The organism is Rhodovulum imhoffii (assembly GCF_003046545.1).
GTDB classification, from domain to species: domain Bacteria; phylum Pseudomonadota; class Alphaproteobacteria; order Rhodobacterales; family Rhodobacteraceae; genus Rhodovulum; species Rhodovulum imhoffii.
Window position 1 is genome coordinate 1 of the sequence record NZ_QAAA01000031.1, and the last position, 14,802, is coordinate 14,802.

Here is a 14,802-nt window from a genome sequence, read left to right on the forward strand (position 1 = left end):
CGAAGCTCAAGGCCCACCTGAGACGCATGGGTGCCAGACCCTTCGACACCTTGTTCCGGGCCCTCGGAGACATCCGCGAGATGTTCGACCCGCAAGAGTGCTGGAACTTCCTCAAAACTGCCGGATATGCCTCAGATTAAATGCAAAACGATTTAGATGTCCCAAATCTCCGGGCCGCCACAGATTTTCGGGTCGGGCGGGGTGGCGATGTCTTCACGTTTTCCGGGGTACTCGATCTTGTGAAGCACCTGCCGGATGGCCGCCAGCCGGGCCCGCCGCTTGTCGTCAGAGCGGATGATCGTCCAGGGCGCGGGGCCGGTGTGGCTGCGGGAGAATGTCTCGCGGATGGCGGTGGTGTAGTCGTCCCAGCGGGGCAGCCCCTCCACATCGATCCGGCTCAGCTTCCATTGTTTGAGAGGGTCGGCCTCGCGTGCGAGGAACCGGCGCAGTTGCTCGGCCCGGCCCACGTTCAGCCACAGTTTCACCAGATGAATGCCTTCGTTCACAAGCATTTCCTCGAATTTCGGGACCTGGCGGAAGAACTGTTCGCGCTCGTCCGGGGTGCAGAAACCATGGACCCGTTCGACCACGCCGCGATTGTACCATGACCGGTCGAACAGGACGATCTCCTGACCGGAGGGCAGGTGCGGGATATAACGCTGGAAGTACCATTGGCTGCTCTCGCGGTCAGAGGGTTTCGGCAGGGCGACCACCCGTGCCACGCGGGGGTTGAGATTTTCCCGGAACCGCTTGATCGTGCCGCCCTTGCCCGAAGCGTCCCGCCCCTCGAACACCACGGCAACGCGCGTGCCGTCATTGCGCGTATGGGCCTGAAGTTTGACCAGTTCGATCTGGAGCGCATGGAGTTCTTGTTCGTACTCCTCCTTGTCCATCAGTTTGCGGTACGGATAGCTGGGGGACAGAATGTCCTTCTTGCCGCCGTTTTCTATGGCGTCGCGGATGTCTCGTGGCGCGCCAGTCCTGAAATAGTCGGTAATCGCACCGTCAAAGGGCAGGGGCATGGATAACCTCCATTTGTAACAGTGCCAGTATGGCAGGCCGGGGGATCAGTGCAAACCCGCACGGGTGGCGGCCCGGTGAATGGCCTCAAGGGCCGCCTCCGGTCGGGCGTGATGGGGCATATGGCCAATGCCGGGCAGTTCCGTCAGACTCGCCTGTGGGATCTGTGCGGCAAAAGGGCGTGCATGGATCTGGATCGGCACGATCACGTCCGCTGTGCCGTGCAGGATTTCGATCGGCATTTTCAGCGTATCATACCGCGCGGCCATCCGGCGGATATGGGGTTTCAGCCCGTTTACCTGTCGCGTATTGGCGCGCAGGCTTTCGGGGCGCAGGGACAAGGCGATACCGATATGATCGATGTAGCCGTCGGGCACCGGATCGGGGGCAAAAATGGTTTCGATGGTCCGCCGTGCCAGAATCCCGGGCGCAAAGGCCGAGATCAGCGGTATCAGGAGCGCACCGCCGATCCGTGAGGAGGCAATGGTGTAATACGGACCCAATCCACCCGGCCAGGGCATCGCCGCCCCGGCCAGCGAAACCACTGCCGCGACACGTGTGGGGTTTCCCAGCGCCCAGGCTAGTGCGACCGCGCCGCCGAACGAGTGCCCGACCAGCACCGTGCGCCCCAGGCCGAGCCGCACGGCCGCTGCCTCCAGAACCATGGCCTGTTCGAAGGGGCTTTCGCCATTCGGGTGCAGCGTATCCGTGTGGCCATGGCCCGGCCGGTCAAAGGCGGTAACGCGAAAGCCGGATGTCAGGCGGCCCATCAGGTCAAAGGTGAAATCACGGCTGTTGCCGCCTGCGCCGTGCAGCAGGATCAGATCGGGCCCCGCGCCCCGTGTGACCGCGTGGACCTGTGTGCCCCCGATATGCAACAGTGTACCCTCCGGCGGGTAGCGATGGGGCATCACCCTTGCCCGATTTCCGACAGGTCATAGGGCGTGGACTGATAGATCCGGTTGATCCAGTTTCCATAAAGCAGATGCGCGTGGCTGCGCCAGCGGTTCAGTGGGGTGCGCGCCGGATCGTTGCCGGGGAAATAGTTCACCGGCATGTCGATGGGCGTCCCCGCTTCGATATCGCGGTCGTATTCCTGCTTCAGCGTATCGCTGTCATATTCAAAGTGGTTGAAAATATAGAGAGCGCGATGCGCCGGGTCTTCGATCAGGCAGGGGCCGACCTCGTCACTCCCCAAAAGAGTGCGCAGGGCTGGGGTGGCGTCGATCTCGGGCTGGCGCATTTCCGTCCAGCGGCTGACCGGGATGATGAAATCGTCGGAGAAGCCGCGCAGATAAGGGGATGCAGGGGCCAGATTCCTGTGGCGGAAGCAGCCGAACGCCTTGTCCTTCAGCAGGTGTTTTTCCACGCCGTGGAAGTGATAGATCATTGCCATTCCACCCCAGCACACCCCGAAGGTCGACTGTACGTGGGTTTGCGTCCATTCGAAGATACGGGTGAGCTCTTCCCAGTAGGTGACCTCGCGGAAGGGCAGATGCTCCACCGGGGCGCCGGTGATGATGAGCCCGTCGAATTTTTCACCGGTCTCCGCCACTTCGCAGAAGGGACGGTAAAAGGTTTCCATGTGGGCGGCGGCGGTATTTTTCGTCTTGTGCCCGGTGACACGGATGAGGCTCAGTTCGATTTGCAGGGGGGTCGCGCCGATCAGCCTGGCAAACTGGGTTTCCGTCTGGATCTTTTTCGGCATCAGGTTCAAAAGCCCGATCCGAAGGGGGCGGATATCCTGCCGCGCTGCGGCCTCTTCGCCCATGACCATCACCCCCTCGCGCGTGAGAACGTCGAAGGCGGGCAGGCTGGTCGGGATCTTGATGGGCACGGGCACAGTATCCTTTGCGGGTCAGCGCGCCTCGATGGCGCGGGCGATCAGGTTGGTGAACTCTTCCGGACTGGTCAGGCCGACGATATCCTCCGCCCTGACGCGTACGCCCCAGTTGCGGGCCATGGCCTCATAGCGGGGCTGACGATGGGCAAGGGCACGGGCATATGCCCAGCGGACAAAGGAGTCCGGATCAACTTCGTCTTCCTTCATATTGTTTTCATGCAAATATTCCGCCCATGATGCATTCAGGAACTCGGGCTGGTAATACATCGGTTTCGGAGCGCGGTCGAAGCGGGAAACGAGATCCGCGGTGTGCGCTTCGCTGCCTTCGATCCAGACCAGAAGCAGATCCCGGGAGAGCGCCTTGAGAACTTCGTCCTCTGGGTTTTCCGGGTCCACGACTTCGCAGATCGACCCGCCCGAGTCGCACACGAAGTTCCCGTAACCGTAAAGCGCCCTGGCCCGGTCTATGAAGCGGGACGTGTCCAGAAGGGCGTTGATTTCGGCCTCGCGGTGCTGGTCCTGCCGGCGCATGTATTCGGCGAAAGGCAGGCCACCTTTTTCCGGTGCACCGGGTTTGCCAAGGTAGGTCGAGAGCGGCGCGAGATTATCGAAGGTGATGTTCGAGGCGATGTAGACGGAATCGCTGAGCAGCAATTCCCTCAGCAGCGGCACGCGCATGGCTTCGGCCTTGAAATTGTCGGCGATATGTTCCCCCATGTAGCGCGTGCCGATCCGGTAATCGACGGAGTAGTGAAACCACTTCCCCTGCGCGCGCAGCATGTTAGAGACGTGGGTCTTGCCCAGCCCCGACATCCCGAACACAAGGACATGCTTTTCCCTGGCAGCGCGCCATGCGCTGGCGGTATCGTAGATCATGCGCCACAACTCCTCTTGGCCCGGCTTTGGTAGCCAGAGCGCGCACAGGGGTCAACGGCGCATGATCGGGTTCAGAACCGATAGGCCATCTTCAGGCCGAAGGCGTAGCCATCGTTGTCATCGAATTTACCCAGTTTCACACCCTCGCGCCCGCCGGTAAGGGCTTTCGGGGCTTCGGTATCGGCGTCCCCGATCCAGATATAGCGCACACCCCCGGTGATGGAGAATTTCTCCCGCGTGTAGGTCGCCGCCAGCCCGACGCTGGTGAACCCGTCTGTCGGACCCAGGTTTCCGGCAAACCCGTCAACGGAGGGTTCGTGGGCAACGCTGATCGCGCCGGACCAGGTATCGTTGAACTTGCGCCCAAGGCCGATCTGGTAGGTGATCGTGTCGTCGTCATAGGACACCAGAGCGTTCTGATACGCCAGTTCGTATATCTCGGGGGTGATATCAAAGGCCGACCAGTCCACCCAGCGAACCGAGCCGAACAACAGCGTATCCGCCGCGATGCCGGTCTGGAATTCGAGGTTGAGCGACTGCGGCACCTCGGTCGAGAACTCGGTATTCTTCAAGATGGGCGTGCCCAGGATGGCCTCTCTGGCCTTGAAGTCGTGGGTGATTGCGGAGTTGTAGGTCAGTGCCACGCGCATCGCGATTTGCGGGCGTTCATAGGCGATACCGACGAGATAACCCAGTTCCGTTTCGTTTTTGACACCCATCGTGTAGCCTGTAAACAGGTCGACCTGACCCTTTACGGACTGCGAACGAACACCGCCGAAGATGCTGACATTGTTCGGAAACCTGTATTTCAGCATCGCCGTGACGGCCGAGGCATCGAGACTGGCCGTAGACCCCGGAATGGCCAGGCTGGAGCCGCCATAGATGTAGCCGGTATCGGGTTTGTATTCCACGTCCGCGCCGATGGGGCTGTCCAGCACGATCGCGGCGTCGATATTTTCGCTCAGCGCGGCCTTGAAGCCCAGGGCGTAGGTCGTGTAATCCCCGGTCATATCCCCTGATTTGACGCCCGCCGGGCTGAACGGTCCTGTCGGAATCGCCTGTGTGCCGCCGACATCGGGGGCGACATGGCCCACCGAAAATTCCAGGTAGTTTCCTTTCTCGAACAATATCGCCGTGGATTGCGACGACCGCTCGACTCCTCCTGCCAGAACGGATGACGCGCAAAGCGCGATCGTACTGGCCCCTCCCATGATCCGAAGCATGTTCTGATCCCTGTTTTCCCTGTTTTCCGTTTATGACAGTCAGGCTAACGACCCTTTCTGAATTGCGTCAATAATTAACGCGACGTAAGGCTTCCGGCGGGCCTCTCTGCCCGCAGATCGGAGGTTTTTGTTGCAAAAAAACAGGGTGTGCCGCGTGTCGCCGGATTGGGCCGGTCTGTGTCGCTCGACGATCCCGGTGACCGGGCTGCGGCGCGCTCCCAGCGCGCGTTTTGGGCCATGGCCGCCAATGCGATGATCTTTGCCCATCGGCAGAATTGGAGAACAGGGCTGCTTCCGCCGGAGGCCGCAGGGGGCCACTGGTGCCCGCCGATTTCCATTTGCCAACGCCGCGGCTTCGGCAAACCTTGCCTCACGTCCCTTTCCGGCCCGACCAACGGCACCTGACCGCCTGCGTTCGTCATCTGAATTGGACGGGCTGGACGGCCCCCGGTCCGACGGAGGCAGGCCCGTCAAACGGGGGTCCCCCGGTGCGGCGGGTGGGAAAGGAGAGGAGCGTCAGGAGACGCGCAGACATGCCCGGCAAGGGAATGCCAGGCCCGGACCCGTACCAGACCGCCCCGGCCAGGATTGCCCCGCGTTGCGCGGTCTGGTGGTCCGGAGAGATGCCAAAACCGATCCCGCACGCATCCGGGAAACCGGCCCTGTCTACGACCAGTCCGGCGGGCGTTTCTCAAGAAAGGCCGAGATACCTTCGTTCGTGTCCCGCCACAGCATGTTTTCCACCATCACCCCGCCCGCATGGGCATAGGCTGCGCCGATCTCCATCTCGATCTGGTCGTAAAAGGTGCGCTTGCCCAGTTTGACTGCCGCACCCAGTTTGCGCGCAACGATTTCGGCCAGGGTACGGGTCTCGGCCTCCAGCGTATCGGGGGGTACGGCGCGGTTGATCAGGCCAAGGTCGGCGGCGCGGTTTGCATCCACGAACTGGCCGGTGGTCAACATCTCGAACGCCTGCTTGCGGGGGATGCTGCGCGTCAGTGCCACCATAGGGGTGGAACAAAACAGGCCGATATTTACCCCGTTTACCCCAAAACGGGTGCCCTGCGCCGCCACGGCCATATCGCAGGAGGCCACCAACTGGCACCCGGCGGCGGTGGCGATGCCGTGGACCTGCGCGATGACCGGCTGGGGCAGGCGCATCAACCCGGTCATCACGCGGGCGCAGCGGGTGAACAGGTCTGTGAAATACGCCTGTCCTCCATCCGCCGCACGGCGCCCAGCCTGCATTTCCTTCAGGTCATGGCCGGCGCAGAATGCCTTGCCCGCGCCTTTCAGCACCACGACCCGCGTTGCGTTGTCTTTCTCCAGGGCGTCGATCTGGCCCTGAAGCGCGGCCAGCATCGCGTCCGACAGGGCGTTCAGCCGGTCCGGGGCGTTCAGGGTCAGTGTCGCGATGCCGTCCGTGTCGTTGCGTAACAGGATGTCGCTCATCTTGTTTTTTCTCCCTTTTGGCGCCCAGACTAGGTCCGAAAAGAGAAGGGGAAAAGCCATGACGCCGGTGATGGACGCTGCGGCACTGACAGTGTTTCTGGAGCGCGAGTTCCCGCAGGTGCACGGTGATTTCATTGTTGAGCGGGTCGCCTCGATGGAAGTTTCCGTGCGGCTGAATGTGGCCGAACGCCACCTCCGCCCCGGAGGTACGGTATCGGGTCCGGCGATGTTCGCACTGGCGGATGTGGCGATTTATCTGGCCACGCTGGCGATGATCGGCCCCAAGGCGCTGGCGGTGACGACGAATTGTTCCATCGATTTCATGCGCAAACCCGCGGCCGGGTGCGACCTGATCTGCCAGGCAAGGCTGCTGAAGCTGGGCCGGGTGCTGGCGGTGGGGGATGCATTGATTTTTTCCGAGGGGCAGGACAGGGCCGTGGCCCGCGCCGGGCTGACCTACTCGATCCCGCCGCGATAATAATCCAGCACATAAACACGGATCGCCGAGGCCAGCCCGGCTTCGAGGTCGCGGGTTTCGTCAATTTCTGTGGCCAGTGCGTTCAGCGCCATGTTCCGGGTGCGGGCGATGGTGCGGAAGGCATCCCAGAACTCGGGTTCCAGTGAAACGCTGGTGCGATGGCCGCGCAGGGTCAGCGAATGTTTGGCCGGGCGACGGGTCATGTCTTGTCGCGCTTGTGGCCGTCCAGATGGCGGCGGGCCTTGTCGGCCTTTGCCGCTTCTGTGTCCTTGCAGGCCCGGCTGCGGCCGAAACGGGCGGCGTTGGCGTCCCCCTGCGCGCGCTTTTCGGCCCTTTCGCGGGCTTTGCGGGCGCTGCGCAGGTTGACGAGCTTCGCCATCAGCCCTTCGGGCCGATCATCAGTTCGGGGCGGACGACACGTTCGAATGTTTCTTCGTCCACGAAGCCGAGGTTGATAGCCTCTTCCCTGAGCGTCGTACCATTTCTGTGGGCCGTCTTCGCGACCTTTGTGGCGTTGTCGTAGCCGATCTCCGGCGCCAGCGCGGTCACCAGCATCAGGCTTTCGCGCATCAGCTTTTCGATCCTGTCGCGATTGGCCCGGATACCGATTACGCAATTGTCCGTGAACGCCGACGCCGCATCGCCCAGAAGCTGCATGGATTGCAGGACGTTATAGGCGATCATCGGTTTGTAGACGTTCAATTCGAAATGTCCCTGACTGCCGGCAAACCCGACCGCGGCGTCGTTGCCCATCACATGGGCGCAAACCTGGGTCATGGCTTCGGCCTGGGTGGGGTTCACCTTGCCCGGCATGATCGAGGAGCCGGGTTCGTTCTCCGGCAGGATCAATTCCCCCAGACCGCAGCGAGGCCCGGACCCCAGAAGCCGGATGTCATTGGCGATCTTGAACAGGCTCGCCGCCACGACTTTCAGCGCGCCGGACATCTCCACCATTGCATCATGGGCGGCGAGGGCCTCGAACTTGTTCGGGGCGGTGATGAAGGGCAGGCCGGTGATACGGGCCATGTTGGCGGCGACGGCCTCGCCCCAGCCCTCTTCGGTGTTCAGCCCGGTGCCGACGGCGGTGCCGCCTTGTGCCAGTTCGTAAATATGCGCCAGCGCGGCGTTCACCCGTCTGATTCCCATCGCAACCTGATGGGTATAGCCGGAAAATTCCTGCGACAGGGTCAGTGGCGTGGCGTCCTGCGTGTGGGTGCGGCCGATCTTGATGATTCCGTCGAATTCCCGGACCTTTTCCTTCAGTGCGGCATGCAGTTTTTCAAGGCCGGGGATCAGCACGTCACGCGCGGTGGTGGCGGTGGCGATGTGCATCGCAGTGGGAAAGGTGTCGTTCGAGGATTGCCCCATATTGCAGTGGTCATTGGGGTGGACGGGGTCTTTCGAACCGATTTGCCCGCCGAGGATCTCGATCGCACGGTTGGCAATGACCTCATTGGCGTTCATGTTCGACTGCGTGCCGGAGCCCGTTTGCCATACGACCAGGGGGAAGTTGTCATCCATCTTGCCGGCGACGACCTCGCCTGCGGCCTGAACGATGGCGTTGCCGCGGGTTTCGTCCAGCTTTCCCAGCGCCATGTTGGTCTGCGCGCAGGCCTGTTTGATGACCCCCAGCGCCCGCACGATCGCTACCGGCTGTTTTTCCCAGCCAATGGGAAAGTTCATCAGGCTTCGCTGGGTCTGGGCGCCCCAATATTTGTCGGCGGGGACTTCCAGCGGTCCGAAGCTGTCGGATTCGGTGCGGGTCTTGCTCATCGTGCTCTCCTCGATCAGATGTCGGGAAGGCTATAGGGCGCTGATGTGCGCTTGGCAATCCGGGCGCTACTTGCGGAAACTGTCCAGGCTGACGACTTCGGCCTCCGGCTGTGAAGGGGGCTCGTCCCCGGACGTTTCCTCATCCTCGTCGTCGTAATCCTGGGTCTCGAACCGCAATCCGAACTCTACTGACGGGTCCACGAAAGTGTAGATCGCGGTGTACGGGATATAAAGCGGTTCCGGGCTGTCCCCGAAATTCAGGGTGATGTGGAACCCGTCTTCCTCAACCAGGAGGTTTTCAAACCAGTTCTGAATTACGACCGTCATTTCAGTGGGGTAGCGGTCCCGCAACCAGTCGGCCAACCGGGCGTCGGGGTGGGTGGTGTCGAAAGTGATGAAGAAATGGTGTTCGCCGGGAAGGCCATGATCGGCCACCTGCGTCAGAACCTGTTGAATAAGGCCCCGCATCGCCCGGTGCATCAGGTTTCCATAGTCGATATGACCCGACATACTGGTCTGCCCTCGTCTTTTGAATTGCTTCCCAGCATAGGGGATTCGGGCGCGAAGGGAAGGGGTTGTGCCGGGGGCTTATACCTCGCCCGCCACGAATGCCCCCAGCCCGGCCATGACGATCAGTACCAGAGGCAGCGGCAGCCGCCGCCACAGAAGGCCACCCGCGGCCGCAGACAACCCTACCGCGGCGAGGTTCAGCGTGGACGGGTCGGGCAGGGGCAATGACACGGGTCCGGCCACCCAGGGGCGCACGGTGCCAAAGAACACATGCAGCGCAAACCAAAGCGACAGGTTCAAAATTACCCCGACAACCGCCGCCGTAACCGCCGCCAGCGCGTTTGAAAGCCTCGGCATCCCCGCCAGGCGGTCGATGAAAGGCGCACCGGTGAATATCCACAAAAAACAAGGTACGAAGGTGACCCACAAGACCACCAGCGCCCCGGCCAGCCCCAGTGTCCAGCCGCCTTCCCGATAGCCGGCAAGATACCCCACGAACTCGGTCACCAGAATCAGCGGCCCCGGCGTGGTTTCCGCAAGCCCCAGCGCATCGACCATCTGCGAAGTGCTCAGCCAGCCGTGGGTCAGCACAACCTCCTGCGTCATATAGGCCAGAACGGCATAGGCCCCGCCAATGCTTACCACCGCAAGTTTTGAAAAGAAGACTGCCATCTGAACCAGAACCGGGGGGGCGAAAAGCACAAGCCCGCCGATCGGTGCCAGCCACACACCTCCCCAAAAAGCTGCCGTGCGCAAAGGCCGGGCGGCGGGCACGGGGCGGAGGGGGGCAGGCGCCCTCCCGGCCGCGCTCAGGTAGCCCCACAGCGCCGCCGCTGCGATGATCAGCGGATAAGGTACTCCCAGCACGAAGATCGCTGTAAAGGACAGGGCGGCGACGATCCGGTGGACGGGTCCGCCCAGCGCCTTTCGGGACAGCCGCAAAAGGGCTTGAAACACGATGACCACGACTGTTGCCTGTACGCCCAGAAACAGCGCCTGGATCATGGGCACGTTTCCAAATCTTGCGTAGATCGCCGCGAGCGCCAGAATGATGACCGCGCCGGGCAGGACGAACAACCCTCCGGCGATCAGCCCTCCCGGAGTGCCCCGTAGCCGCCACCCCGCATAAGTGGCCAGTTGCATCGCTTCGGGGCCGGGCAGCAGCATGCAAAAACTCAGCGCGCGCAGAAATTCATCTTCTCGCAGCCACGGGCGAATCTCGACCAGTTCGCGGTGCATCAACGCGATCTGCGCCGCCGGGCCGCCGAAAGACAAAACCCCGATGCGGCCAAATATGCGGATCATGTCGGTGTCGTTGGGCGATGCGCGCGTCATGTGCCCGTCATAGCCGTTTTTGTGCGACGGAACGATGATGTTCAGGCGATCTTTTGGCCGGAAATTCCCAGCGCCATCGCGTCGGATGGTAAAAGGCCAAGCATTTCGAAAAAGCCGATCATGTCGAAATGGGTGTAAACCTCGGCCAGCTTGTCGGCTTCGAAGCGGGCCGTCATCTGCCCGGTGAGTGTAATCGGGCGAGCGCCCCCAATGGAAAAAGCACGGATCTCAAGCACGACGCTGACCCATGCGCCGTTCTCCATCGCCTGCAAGACGCGGTGGGTGGGGTTGCGGACCAGATGGAGGAGTGCGTCGATGAAAACCCGCATGTCCGCGGCATCTGCAATGGTGCCGGGCATCAGCCCGATGACATGGGTGTCGGTATCGCACAAATCCGCGATACGATCGAGATATCCGTTGCCGACAACATCGTGCAGCCAGCGGATCAGGGTATCGACCTTGGTCATGAAACACTCACATTTTGTGATGCGAGTTACACAAAGCACAGTTAAAATTTGGTTAACTTTTGGGGAAGTGCAGGCTTCTGTTGCCAGGTGCCTGCGAACCCCGCCTGCCCTTGCTAGAGGAACAGGGCTTAAGTTTTCGGTTTGGTTACCGCTTACGCGGCAACGGCCACCGGAGCACGGTTGTCATTGGCAACTATCATGCTTGGACCGATAACGGTGGTACCTCACCGGGCAAAAGCAAACCCCTTTAGACGTCCGTCGATCCTGTTTCGGCCCCATGATCCCGCCAATGAGGGAAGTATGGTGGAGCCGCCGGGTACCGCCCCCGGGTCCGATCCGTTTATTACGGGCGCGTTTATCGCCATAGTCCCTTTCGGAACACCGCAAAGATATGACCCTTCGCGGGCCGGTTCAAGGGGGAACCGGCCCGGCTGTTCAACCTCCGGGCAGGTCGCCGCAATGGGCCCCCGTGGACGCCTGGCCCGAGCCCAGCGCGATAGGCGGCGGCGCGTTGTAGGGGTTGAGCGGTGCGCTGGTTGCCAGGTCGAACGCCAGGAGGGCCAGGACGGCAAGGACAAGTGCAATGGCAACAGGCCGGCGGGTCATCGGCGGGCCTCCAGTCCAAGGGCGGGGCGCATCCGGATACCGACGAAAGATCCGGCGAAGGCTGCCGCGAACCAGACCCAGCCATGCAGGCTGCCGGTGGAGACGCCACTGAAAAACGCCCCCACGTTACACCCGAATGCAAGCCGCGAGGAATATCCAAGCAGGAACCCGGCGACCATCACCGCCAGCCATGCGCGCACGGGCAGGGCGCCCACCGGGCTTTTAAGCCCGCGCCGCCACACCGCGACCAGCATCGCCCCGGCGATAATGCCAAGGTTGGTCAGAGAGGTGACATCGGTCAGAAGGCTTTCGTTCAGGCGGGTCACGTTGCCCGGCGCGGCCCAGTAGGGCGAGCCGGAAAGATCCGCCCCCAGCGCCGTTACCCCCTTGGCGACCCACAGGCCCAGCCCGTAAACCACGCCCCAGGGCTGCCCGGCCACGGCCAGGTGTACGATGGCCAGAAGCGCGACGATCAGCGCCGCCCACCACAGCCGTGCGGGCACCGCGCGCTTGCCGGGTGCGGCCAGAAACAGCGCCAGAACCGCAACTGCGGCCAGCCCCGCCAGCGTCAGCGCCAGCCCGCCGGTGCCGCTCAGCGTGACGGGGGCGATGGCACCCAACCCGGTCCACCATGTCAGGTGATAGGCTCCGGCGAAGCTGCCGATGGCAAAAAAGGGCAGGGCCATGGCGCTGACGGCGTTGCCGCTGCCTGCGTTCACCAGCGTGCCGGAGCCGCAGCCCAGCACCACCTGCATCGCCGCCCCGAAAACGAATGCGCCGCCCACCATGGCAAAGCCCACGGGGGCCGAAGCGCCGTTCAACTCGCCACTGAAAGCCGCCAGCATCGGAAAGGCGGCCAGTGCCACCAGTCCGATACAAACCATCTGCGCCACCAGCCCGCCGGGATCGCGAAACAGGATCATCCGCCGCCACGGGCCGGTGAAACCGAAGTTCAGGGCCTCCAACGTGATGCCGAACCCCAGCCCGATCAGCAGCAGAAGCCCGTAACGCGGACCTGCCGCCCCGGCCAGTAGCAGCGTCGCCACCAGGGCCAGTCCGATCAGCGCCGCCCGGCCGGACCAGCCGGCGCCCCGTTCCGGTGCAAGGGAAACCCCGGTCATGTCAGTCCCCTCAGTAGTTGCCGCGGATCTTGTTCATCAGGTTGCGGAAAATGCCCGGAACGTTGTCCATCGGCAGGCCTGCGTTCGACCACCCCACGAGCGATTCGGGATAGAGTTTCACACCGTCGATGCCGGCCAGTTCGCTCAGCGCGAACCAGTTGGTTGCTGCCCAGTGGCCGGTGTTGCAGAACGAAACCAGTGCGTCGCCTTGTGTAAACCCGTTTTCGGCCGCCAGTGAGTCCACCAGCGCCGGCTGTATCAGGGCGGGGGCGTCGGTATCGAACCATCTGGAATGCTCGAAGTAGCGTGATTGCGGCAGCGTGCCGGGGCGGGCCGCGGCGCCGTGCTTGGCCTCGCCCTTCCAGAAGGCCTCGGGGCGGGCATCGATCAGTTCGGCGCTTTCGCTTCCCTCGACGATGGATTGCACGGTTTCGGTGGTGGCAAGCCAGGTGTCGTCGAACTCAACGGTGATGTCGCTGGGTTCCGGCGTGACAACGGCCTGCGACTGTGCAAGCCCCGCCGCCTGCCAGGCGTTCATGCCGCCGTTCAGAATTGCCAGAGTGCTCACCCCGCTCGATTTCAGTGTCCAGTATACCCGCGCGGCGGCCCCGAAATCGGTTGCATCGGCGCCCTGATGTACGATGACTGTCGTCCGGTCGTGCGTGACGCCAAGACCGCGCAGGATTTCGGTCAGCCTGTCTTCCGGGACCAGTTCGCCGGGGTTGTCCTGCGGACCGCGAAAGAGGTTGTAAGGCGCATGGATCGCACCGGGGATATGCCCTGCGTCGTAGACGCTTTTGCCGTCCTCGGTGGTGCCGGTGCGAATGTCCAGAACCAGCGGCGCAGGCGTTTCATGCTGGGCGGCTGCCAGTGTGTCGGCTGTCGTCAGCGGCCCCGTCACGCTTGCCAGCGCCGGAAGCGGCAGGGCAAGAGCTGCGCTGAGTATAAAGTATTTCATGGTGTCGTTCCCCGTTTTCCTACGCAGAAGATGGCGGCAAACCCCGCATGTGCAATGGGGGCGTTCGGTCGCAACCCGGCCATGCACCCCGTAGCGGAGGCGTTGTTCCGGGTTGAAAAAACCGGTGAAACGGCGGTTTCCCAAACGAAGCCGATGCGGGAACGATGGCCCGCATCGGCCGGGGAAAAAAGAACGGCGTCAGAAACCGGCTTTTATTTTCTCGAATGCGGCGGATCGACGCTCGCGCTTCGATCCCGGTATCGGAAGCTGCGCCAAGACCGGCGCTTCAATCGGGCCGAGGTCCACGCGGGCCAGGGTTTGGCGTTTATCCCGGCCATGGCGGCGGCGTTGGCGTGGCCGAAGCCTAAGGCTGCAACGGTTTGGGGAATCTGGGGCCAGAAAGGCGTTCAGTCATAGGCCTTGTCTTCGGACCCTTTGCCCTCGGCGAGATTGGCAAAACCGCACAGCCACAGCGATGATCCTTCTGTCGTCTCACGCTGAAAGCCGATCGGATAGTCTTGTTCCGACATCGTCGGCAGGGTTTCGTTCCACGCCCAACTGACGAGGGTCTCACCCGTTGCATCAACTGCGCCAGTTCTGCGGAGTCGGTCCAGTAGGGCGTCTGTTCTGGTGCACCCGGCGCAGCCAGTCCGCGGTGGCCTCGAACTAACTGTGCGTCGGTGACGGCGGTCCAGTCCGTCGTGCCGGTGGCAAGATAGGCCAGCGCGAAGCTGTCGTCGACATTGTCGGGCAGAGTGATGCGTCCCGCATATTCCGGGTTTTCAAAAACCGCAAAGCGAGGCAAGATCCTCCGCCGGAACCTTGTCGCGGTTATAGGCTATCGTGGTAGCGCCGAAATAGACCGGCACGAAACAGGTCGTGTCGCAGCGGTGACATCCCAGCCCAGGCTTCGGTACAATCGGTGTTCCAGCCTTCGAGAATCCCGCACTCCACCCATTTCCCGCCCGACCCGATGATCCGTGCCTAAATCGTTTTGCATTTAATCTGAGGCATATCCGGCAGTTTTGAGGAAGTTCCAGCACTCTTGCGGGTCGAACATCTCGCGGATGTCTCCGAGGGCCCGGAACAAGGTGTCGAAGGGTCTGACACCCATGCGTCTCAGGTGGGCCTTGAGCTTCG

At 62.4% G+C, this 14,802-nt stretch carries 18 protein-coding genes and 1 other RNA gene; 2 read left to right on the forward strand and 17 right to left on the reverse strand.

Annotated elements, in window-relative coordinates; all coding sequences use genetic code 11:
- Positions 1 to 152: 152 nt before the first annotated feature.
- From ppk2 to C8N32_RS14170, 6 genes are all read right to left on the reverse strand, one after another.
- Positions 153 to 1,022, reverse strand: a complete 870-nt coding sequence (ppk2, locus tag C8N32_RS14140; RefSeq protein ID WP_107893623.1) for a polyphosphate kinase 2 — start codon at positions 1,020 to 1,022, stop codon at positions 153 to 155.
- Between the two features lie 45 nt (positions 1,023 to 1,067).
- Positions 1,068 to 1,931, reverse strand: a complete 864-nt coding sequence (locus tag C8N32_RS14145) for an alpha/beta fold hydrolase (RefSeq protein WP_107893624.1) — start codon at positions 1,929 to 1,931, stop codon at positions 1,068 to 1,070.
- On the reverse strand, positions 1,931 to 2,857 hold the full coding sequence (metA, locus tag C8N32_RS14150) for a homoserine O-acetyltransferase MetA (protein ID WP_107893639.1): 927 nt from the start codon (positions 2,855 to 2,857) through the stop codon (positions 1,931 to 1,933). The genes C8N32_RS14145 and metA overlap by 1 nt, the downstream gene beginning before the upstream one ends.
- Before the next feature lie 21 nt (positions 2,858 to 2,878).
- Positions 2,879 to 3,739, reverse strand: coding sequence for an ATPase (locus C8N32_RS14155; protein ID WP_107893625.1), 861 nt, complete (start codon positions 3,737 to 3,739; stop codon positions 2,879 to 2,881).
- 71 nt (positions 3,740 to 3,810) lie between these two features.
- Entirely contained in the window at positions 3,811 to 4,962 is a 1,152-nt protein-coding gene (locus C8N32_RS14160; protein ID WP_107893626.1) for an outer membrane protein transport protein, read from the reverse strand.
- 666 nt (positions 4,963 to 5,628) lie between these two features.
- Complete coding sequence (locus C8N32_RS14170) at positions 5,629 to 6,414, reverse strand: enoyl-CoA hydratase (protein ID WP_107893628.1); 786 nt, start codon at positions 6,412 to 6,414, stop codon at positions 5,629 to 5,631.
- 58 nt (positions 6,415 to 6,472) lie between these two features.
- On the opposite strand from C8N32_RS14170, the gene C8N32_RS14175 reads away from it, so the two are divergent.
- A complete protein-coding gene (locus C8N32_RS14175) occupies positions 6,473 to 6,892 on the forward strand; it encodes a PaaI family thioesterase (protein WP_107893629.1) in 420 nt (139 codons plus the stop codon).
- On the opposite strand, the gene C8N32_RS14180 is transcribed toward C8N32_RS14175, so the two are convergent.
- From C8N32_RS14180 to C8N32_RS14220, 10 genes are all read right to left on the reverse strand, one after another.
- Positions 6,871 to 7,095 carry a ribbon-helix-helix domain-containing protein gene (locus C8N32_RS14180; RefSeq protein WP_107893630.1) on the reverse strand — a complete coding sequence of 75 codons (225 nt, stop codon included), beginning with the start codon at positions 7,093 to 7,095 and terminating at the stop codon, positions 6,871 to 6,873. The genes C8N32_RS14175 and C8N32_RS14180 overlap by 22 nt on opposite strands.
- The gene (locus C8N32_RS14185) at positions 7,092 to 7,271 is read right to left on the reverse strand and encodes a DUF4169 family protein (RefSeq protein WP_107893631.1); all 180 of its coding nucleotides are present in this window, start codon (positions 7,269 to 7,271) and stop codon (positions 7,092 to 7,094) included. The genes C8N32_RS14180 and C8N32_RS14185 overlap by 4 nt, the downstream gene beginning before the upstream one ends.
- Positions 7,271 to 8,665, reverse strand: coding sequence for a class II fumarate hydratase (gene fumC, locus C8N32_RS14190; protein ID WP_107893632.1), 1,395 nt, complete (start codon positions 8,663 to 8,665; stop codon positions 7,271 to 7,273). The genes C8N32_RS14185 and fumC overlap by 1 nt, the downstream gene beginning before the upstream one ends.
- Positions 8,666 to 8,731: 66 nt before the next feature.
- Positions 8,732 to 9,175 (reverse strand): SspB family protein, encoded by a 444-nt coding sequence (locus C8N32_RS14195; RefSeq protein WP_107893633.1) that lies wholly within the window; start codon positions 9,173 to 9,175, stop codon positions 8,732 to 8,734.
- A gap of 78 nt (positions 9,176 to 9,253) precedes the next feature.
- Positions 9,254 to 10,510: a chromate efflux transporter gene (gene chrA / locus C8N32_RS14200; protein ID WP_107893634.1), complete on the reverse strand. Its 1,257-nt coding sequence runs from the start codon at positions 10,508 to 10,510 to the stop codon at positions 9,254 to 9,256.
- Positions 10,511 to 10,551: 41 nt separating this feature from the next.
- Positions 10,552 to 10,977, reverse strand: coding sequence for a nuclear transport factor 2 family protein (locus C8N32_RS14205; protein ID WP_107893635.1), 426 nt, complete (start codon positions 10,975 to 10,977; stop codon positions 10,552 to 10,554).
- Positions 10,978 to 11,043: 66 nt separating this feature from the next.
- Positions 11,044 to 11,396: a transfer-messenger RNA gene (ssrA, locus tag C8N32_RS14210) on the reverse strand.
- A 16-nt stretch (positions 11,397 to 11,412) separates the two neighbouring features.
- Positions 11,413 to 11,583 carry a hypothetical protein gene (locus C8N32_RS15050; protein ID WP_170106820.1) on the reverse strand — a complete coding sequence of 57 codons (171 nt, stop codon included), beginning with the start codon at positions 11,581 to 11,583 and terminating at the stop codon, positions 11,413 to 11,415.
- On the reverse strand, positions 11,580 to 12,704 hold the full coding sequence (locus C8N32_RS14215; RefSeq protein ID WP_107893636.1) for a YeeE/YedE family protein: 1,125 nt from the start codon (positions 12,702 to 12,704) through the stop codon (positions 11,580 to 11,582). Before C8N32_RS14215 ends, C8N32_RS15050 begins: the two co-directional genes overlap by 4 nt.
- Before the next feature lie 10 nt (positions 12,705 to 12,714).
- The gene (locus C8N32_RS14220) at positions 12,715 to 13,662 is read right to left on the reverse strand and encodes a sulfurtransferase (RefSeq protein ID WP_107893637.1); all 948 of its coding nucleotides are present in this window, start codon (positions 13,660 to 13,662) and stop codon (positions 12,715 to 12,717) included.
- Between the two features lie 54 nt (positions 13,663 to 13,716).
- On the opposite strand from C8N32_RS14220, the gene C8N32_RS14225 reads away from it, so the two are divergent.
- Positions 13,717 to 14,079 carry a hypothetical protein gene (locus tag C8N32_RS14225; RefSeq protein ID WP_107893638.1) on the forward strand — a complete coding sequence of 121 codons (363 nt, stop codon included), beginning with the start codon at positions 13,717 to 13,719 and terminating at the stop codon, positions 14,077 to 14,079.
- On the opposite strand, the gene C8N32_RS15515 is transcribed toward C8N32_RS14225, so the two are convergent.
- Positions 14,070 to 14,192, reverse strand: a complete 123-nt coding sequence (locus C8N32_RS15515; protein WP_274610749.1) for a hypothetical protein — start codon at positions 14,190 to 14,192, stop codon at positions 14,070 to 14,072. The genes C8N32_RS14225 and C8N32_RS15515 overlap by 10 nt on opposite strands.
- Positions 14,193 to 14,802: the final 610 nt, after the last annotated feature.

Coding starts and splice junctions, on each gene's coding strand:
- fumC (WP_107893632.1), bottom strand. CDS start 8,665: ATGAGCAAGACCCGCACCGAATCCGACAGCTTCGGACCGCTGGAAGTC.
- C8N32_RS14205 (WP_107893635.1), bottom strand. CDS start 10,977: ATGACCAAGGTCGATACCCTGATCCGCTGGCTGCACGATGTTGTCGGC.
- C8N32_RS14160 (WP_107893626.1), bottom strand. CDS start 4,962: ATGCTTCGGATCATGGGAGGGGCCAGTACGATCGCGCTTTGCGCGTCA.
- C8N32_RS14220 (WP_107893637.1), bottom strand. CDS start 13,662: ATGAAATACTTTATACTCAGCGCAGCTCTTGCCCTGCCGCTTCCGGCG.
- C8N32_RS14170 (WP_107893628.1), bottom strand. CDS start 6,414: ATGAGCGACATCCTGTTACGCAACGACACGGACGGCATCGCGACACTG.
- C8N32_RS15515 (WP_274610749.1), bottom strand. CDS start 14,192: ATGTCGGAACAAGACTATCCGATCGGCTTTCAGCGTGAGACGACAGAA.
- C8N32_RS14225 (WP_107893638.1), top strand. CDS start 13,717: ATGGGGGCGTTCGGTCGCAACCCGGCCATGCACCCCGTAGCGGAGGCG.
- C8N32_RS14180 (WP_107893630.1), bottom strand. CDS start 7,095: ATGACCCGTCGCCCGGCCAAACATTCGCTGACCCTGCGCGGCCATCGC.
- ppk2 (WP_107893623.1), bottom strand. CDS start 1,022: ATGCCCCTGCCCTTTGACGGTGCGATTACCGACTATTTCAGGACTGGC.
- C8N32_RS14155 (WP_107893625.1), bottom strand. CDS start 3,739: ATGATCTACGATACCGCCAGCGCATGGCGCGCTGCCAGGGAAAAGCAT.
- C8N32_RS14175 (WP_107893629.1), top strand. CDS start 6,473: ATGACGCCGGTGATGGACGCTGCGGCACTGACAGTGTTTCTGGAGCGC.
- C8N32_RS14215 (WP_107893636.1), bottom strand. CDS start 12,704: ATGACCGGGGTTTCCCTTGCACCGGAACGGGGCGCCGGCTGGTCCGGC.
- C8N32_RS14195 (WP_107893633.1), bottom strand. CDS start 9,175: ATGTCGGGTCATATCGACTATGGAAACCTGATGCACCGGGCGATGCGG.
- chrA (WP_107893634.1), bottom strand. CDS start 10,510: ATGACGCGCGCATCGCCCAACGACACCGACATGATCCGCATATTTGGC.
- C8N32_RS14185 (WP_107893631.1), bottom strand. CDS start 7,271: ATGGCGAAGCTCGTCAACCTGCGCAGCGCCCGCAAAGCCCGCGAAAGG.
- C8N32_RS15050 (WP_170106820.1), bottom strand. CDS start 11,583: ATGACCCGCCGGCCTGTTGCCATTGCACTTGTCCTTGCCGTCCTGGCC.
- C8N32_RS14145 (WP_107893624.1), bottom strand. CDS start 1,931: ATGCCCCATCGCTACCCGCCGGAGGGTACACTGTTGCATATCGGGGGC.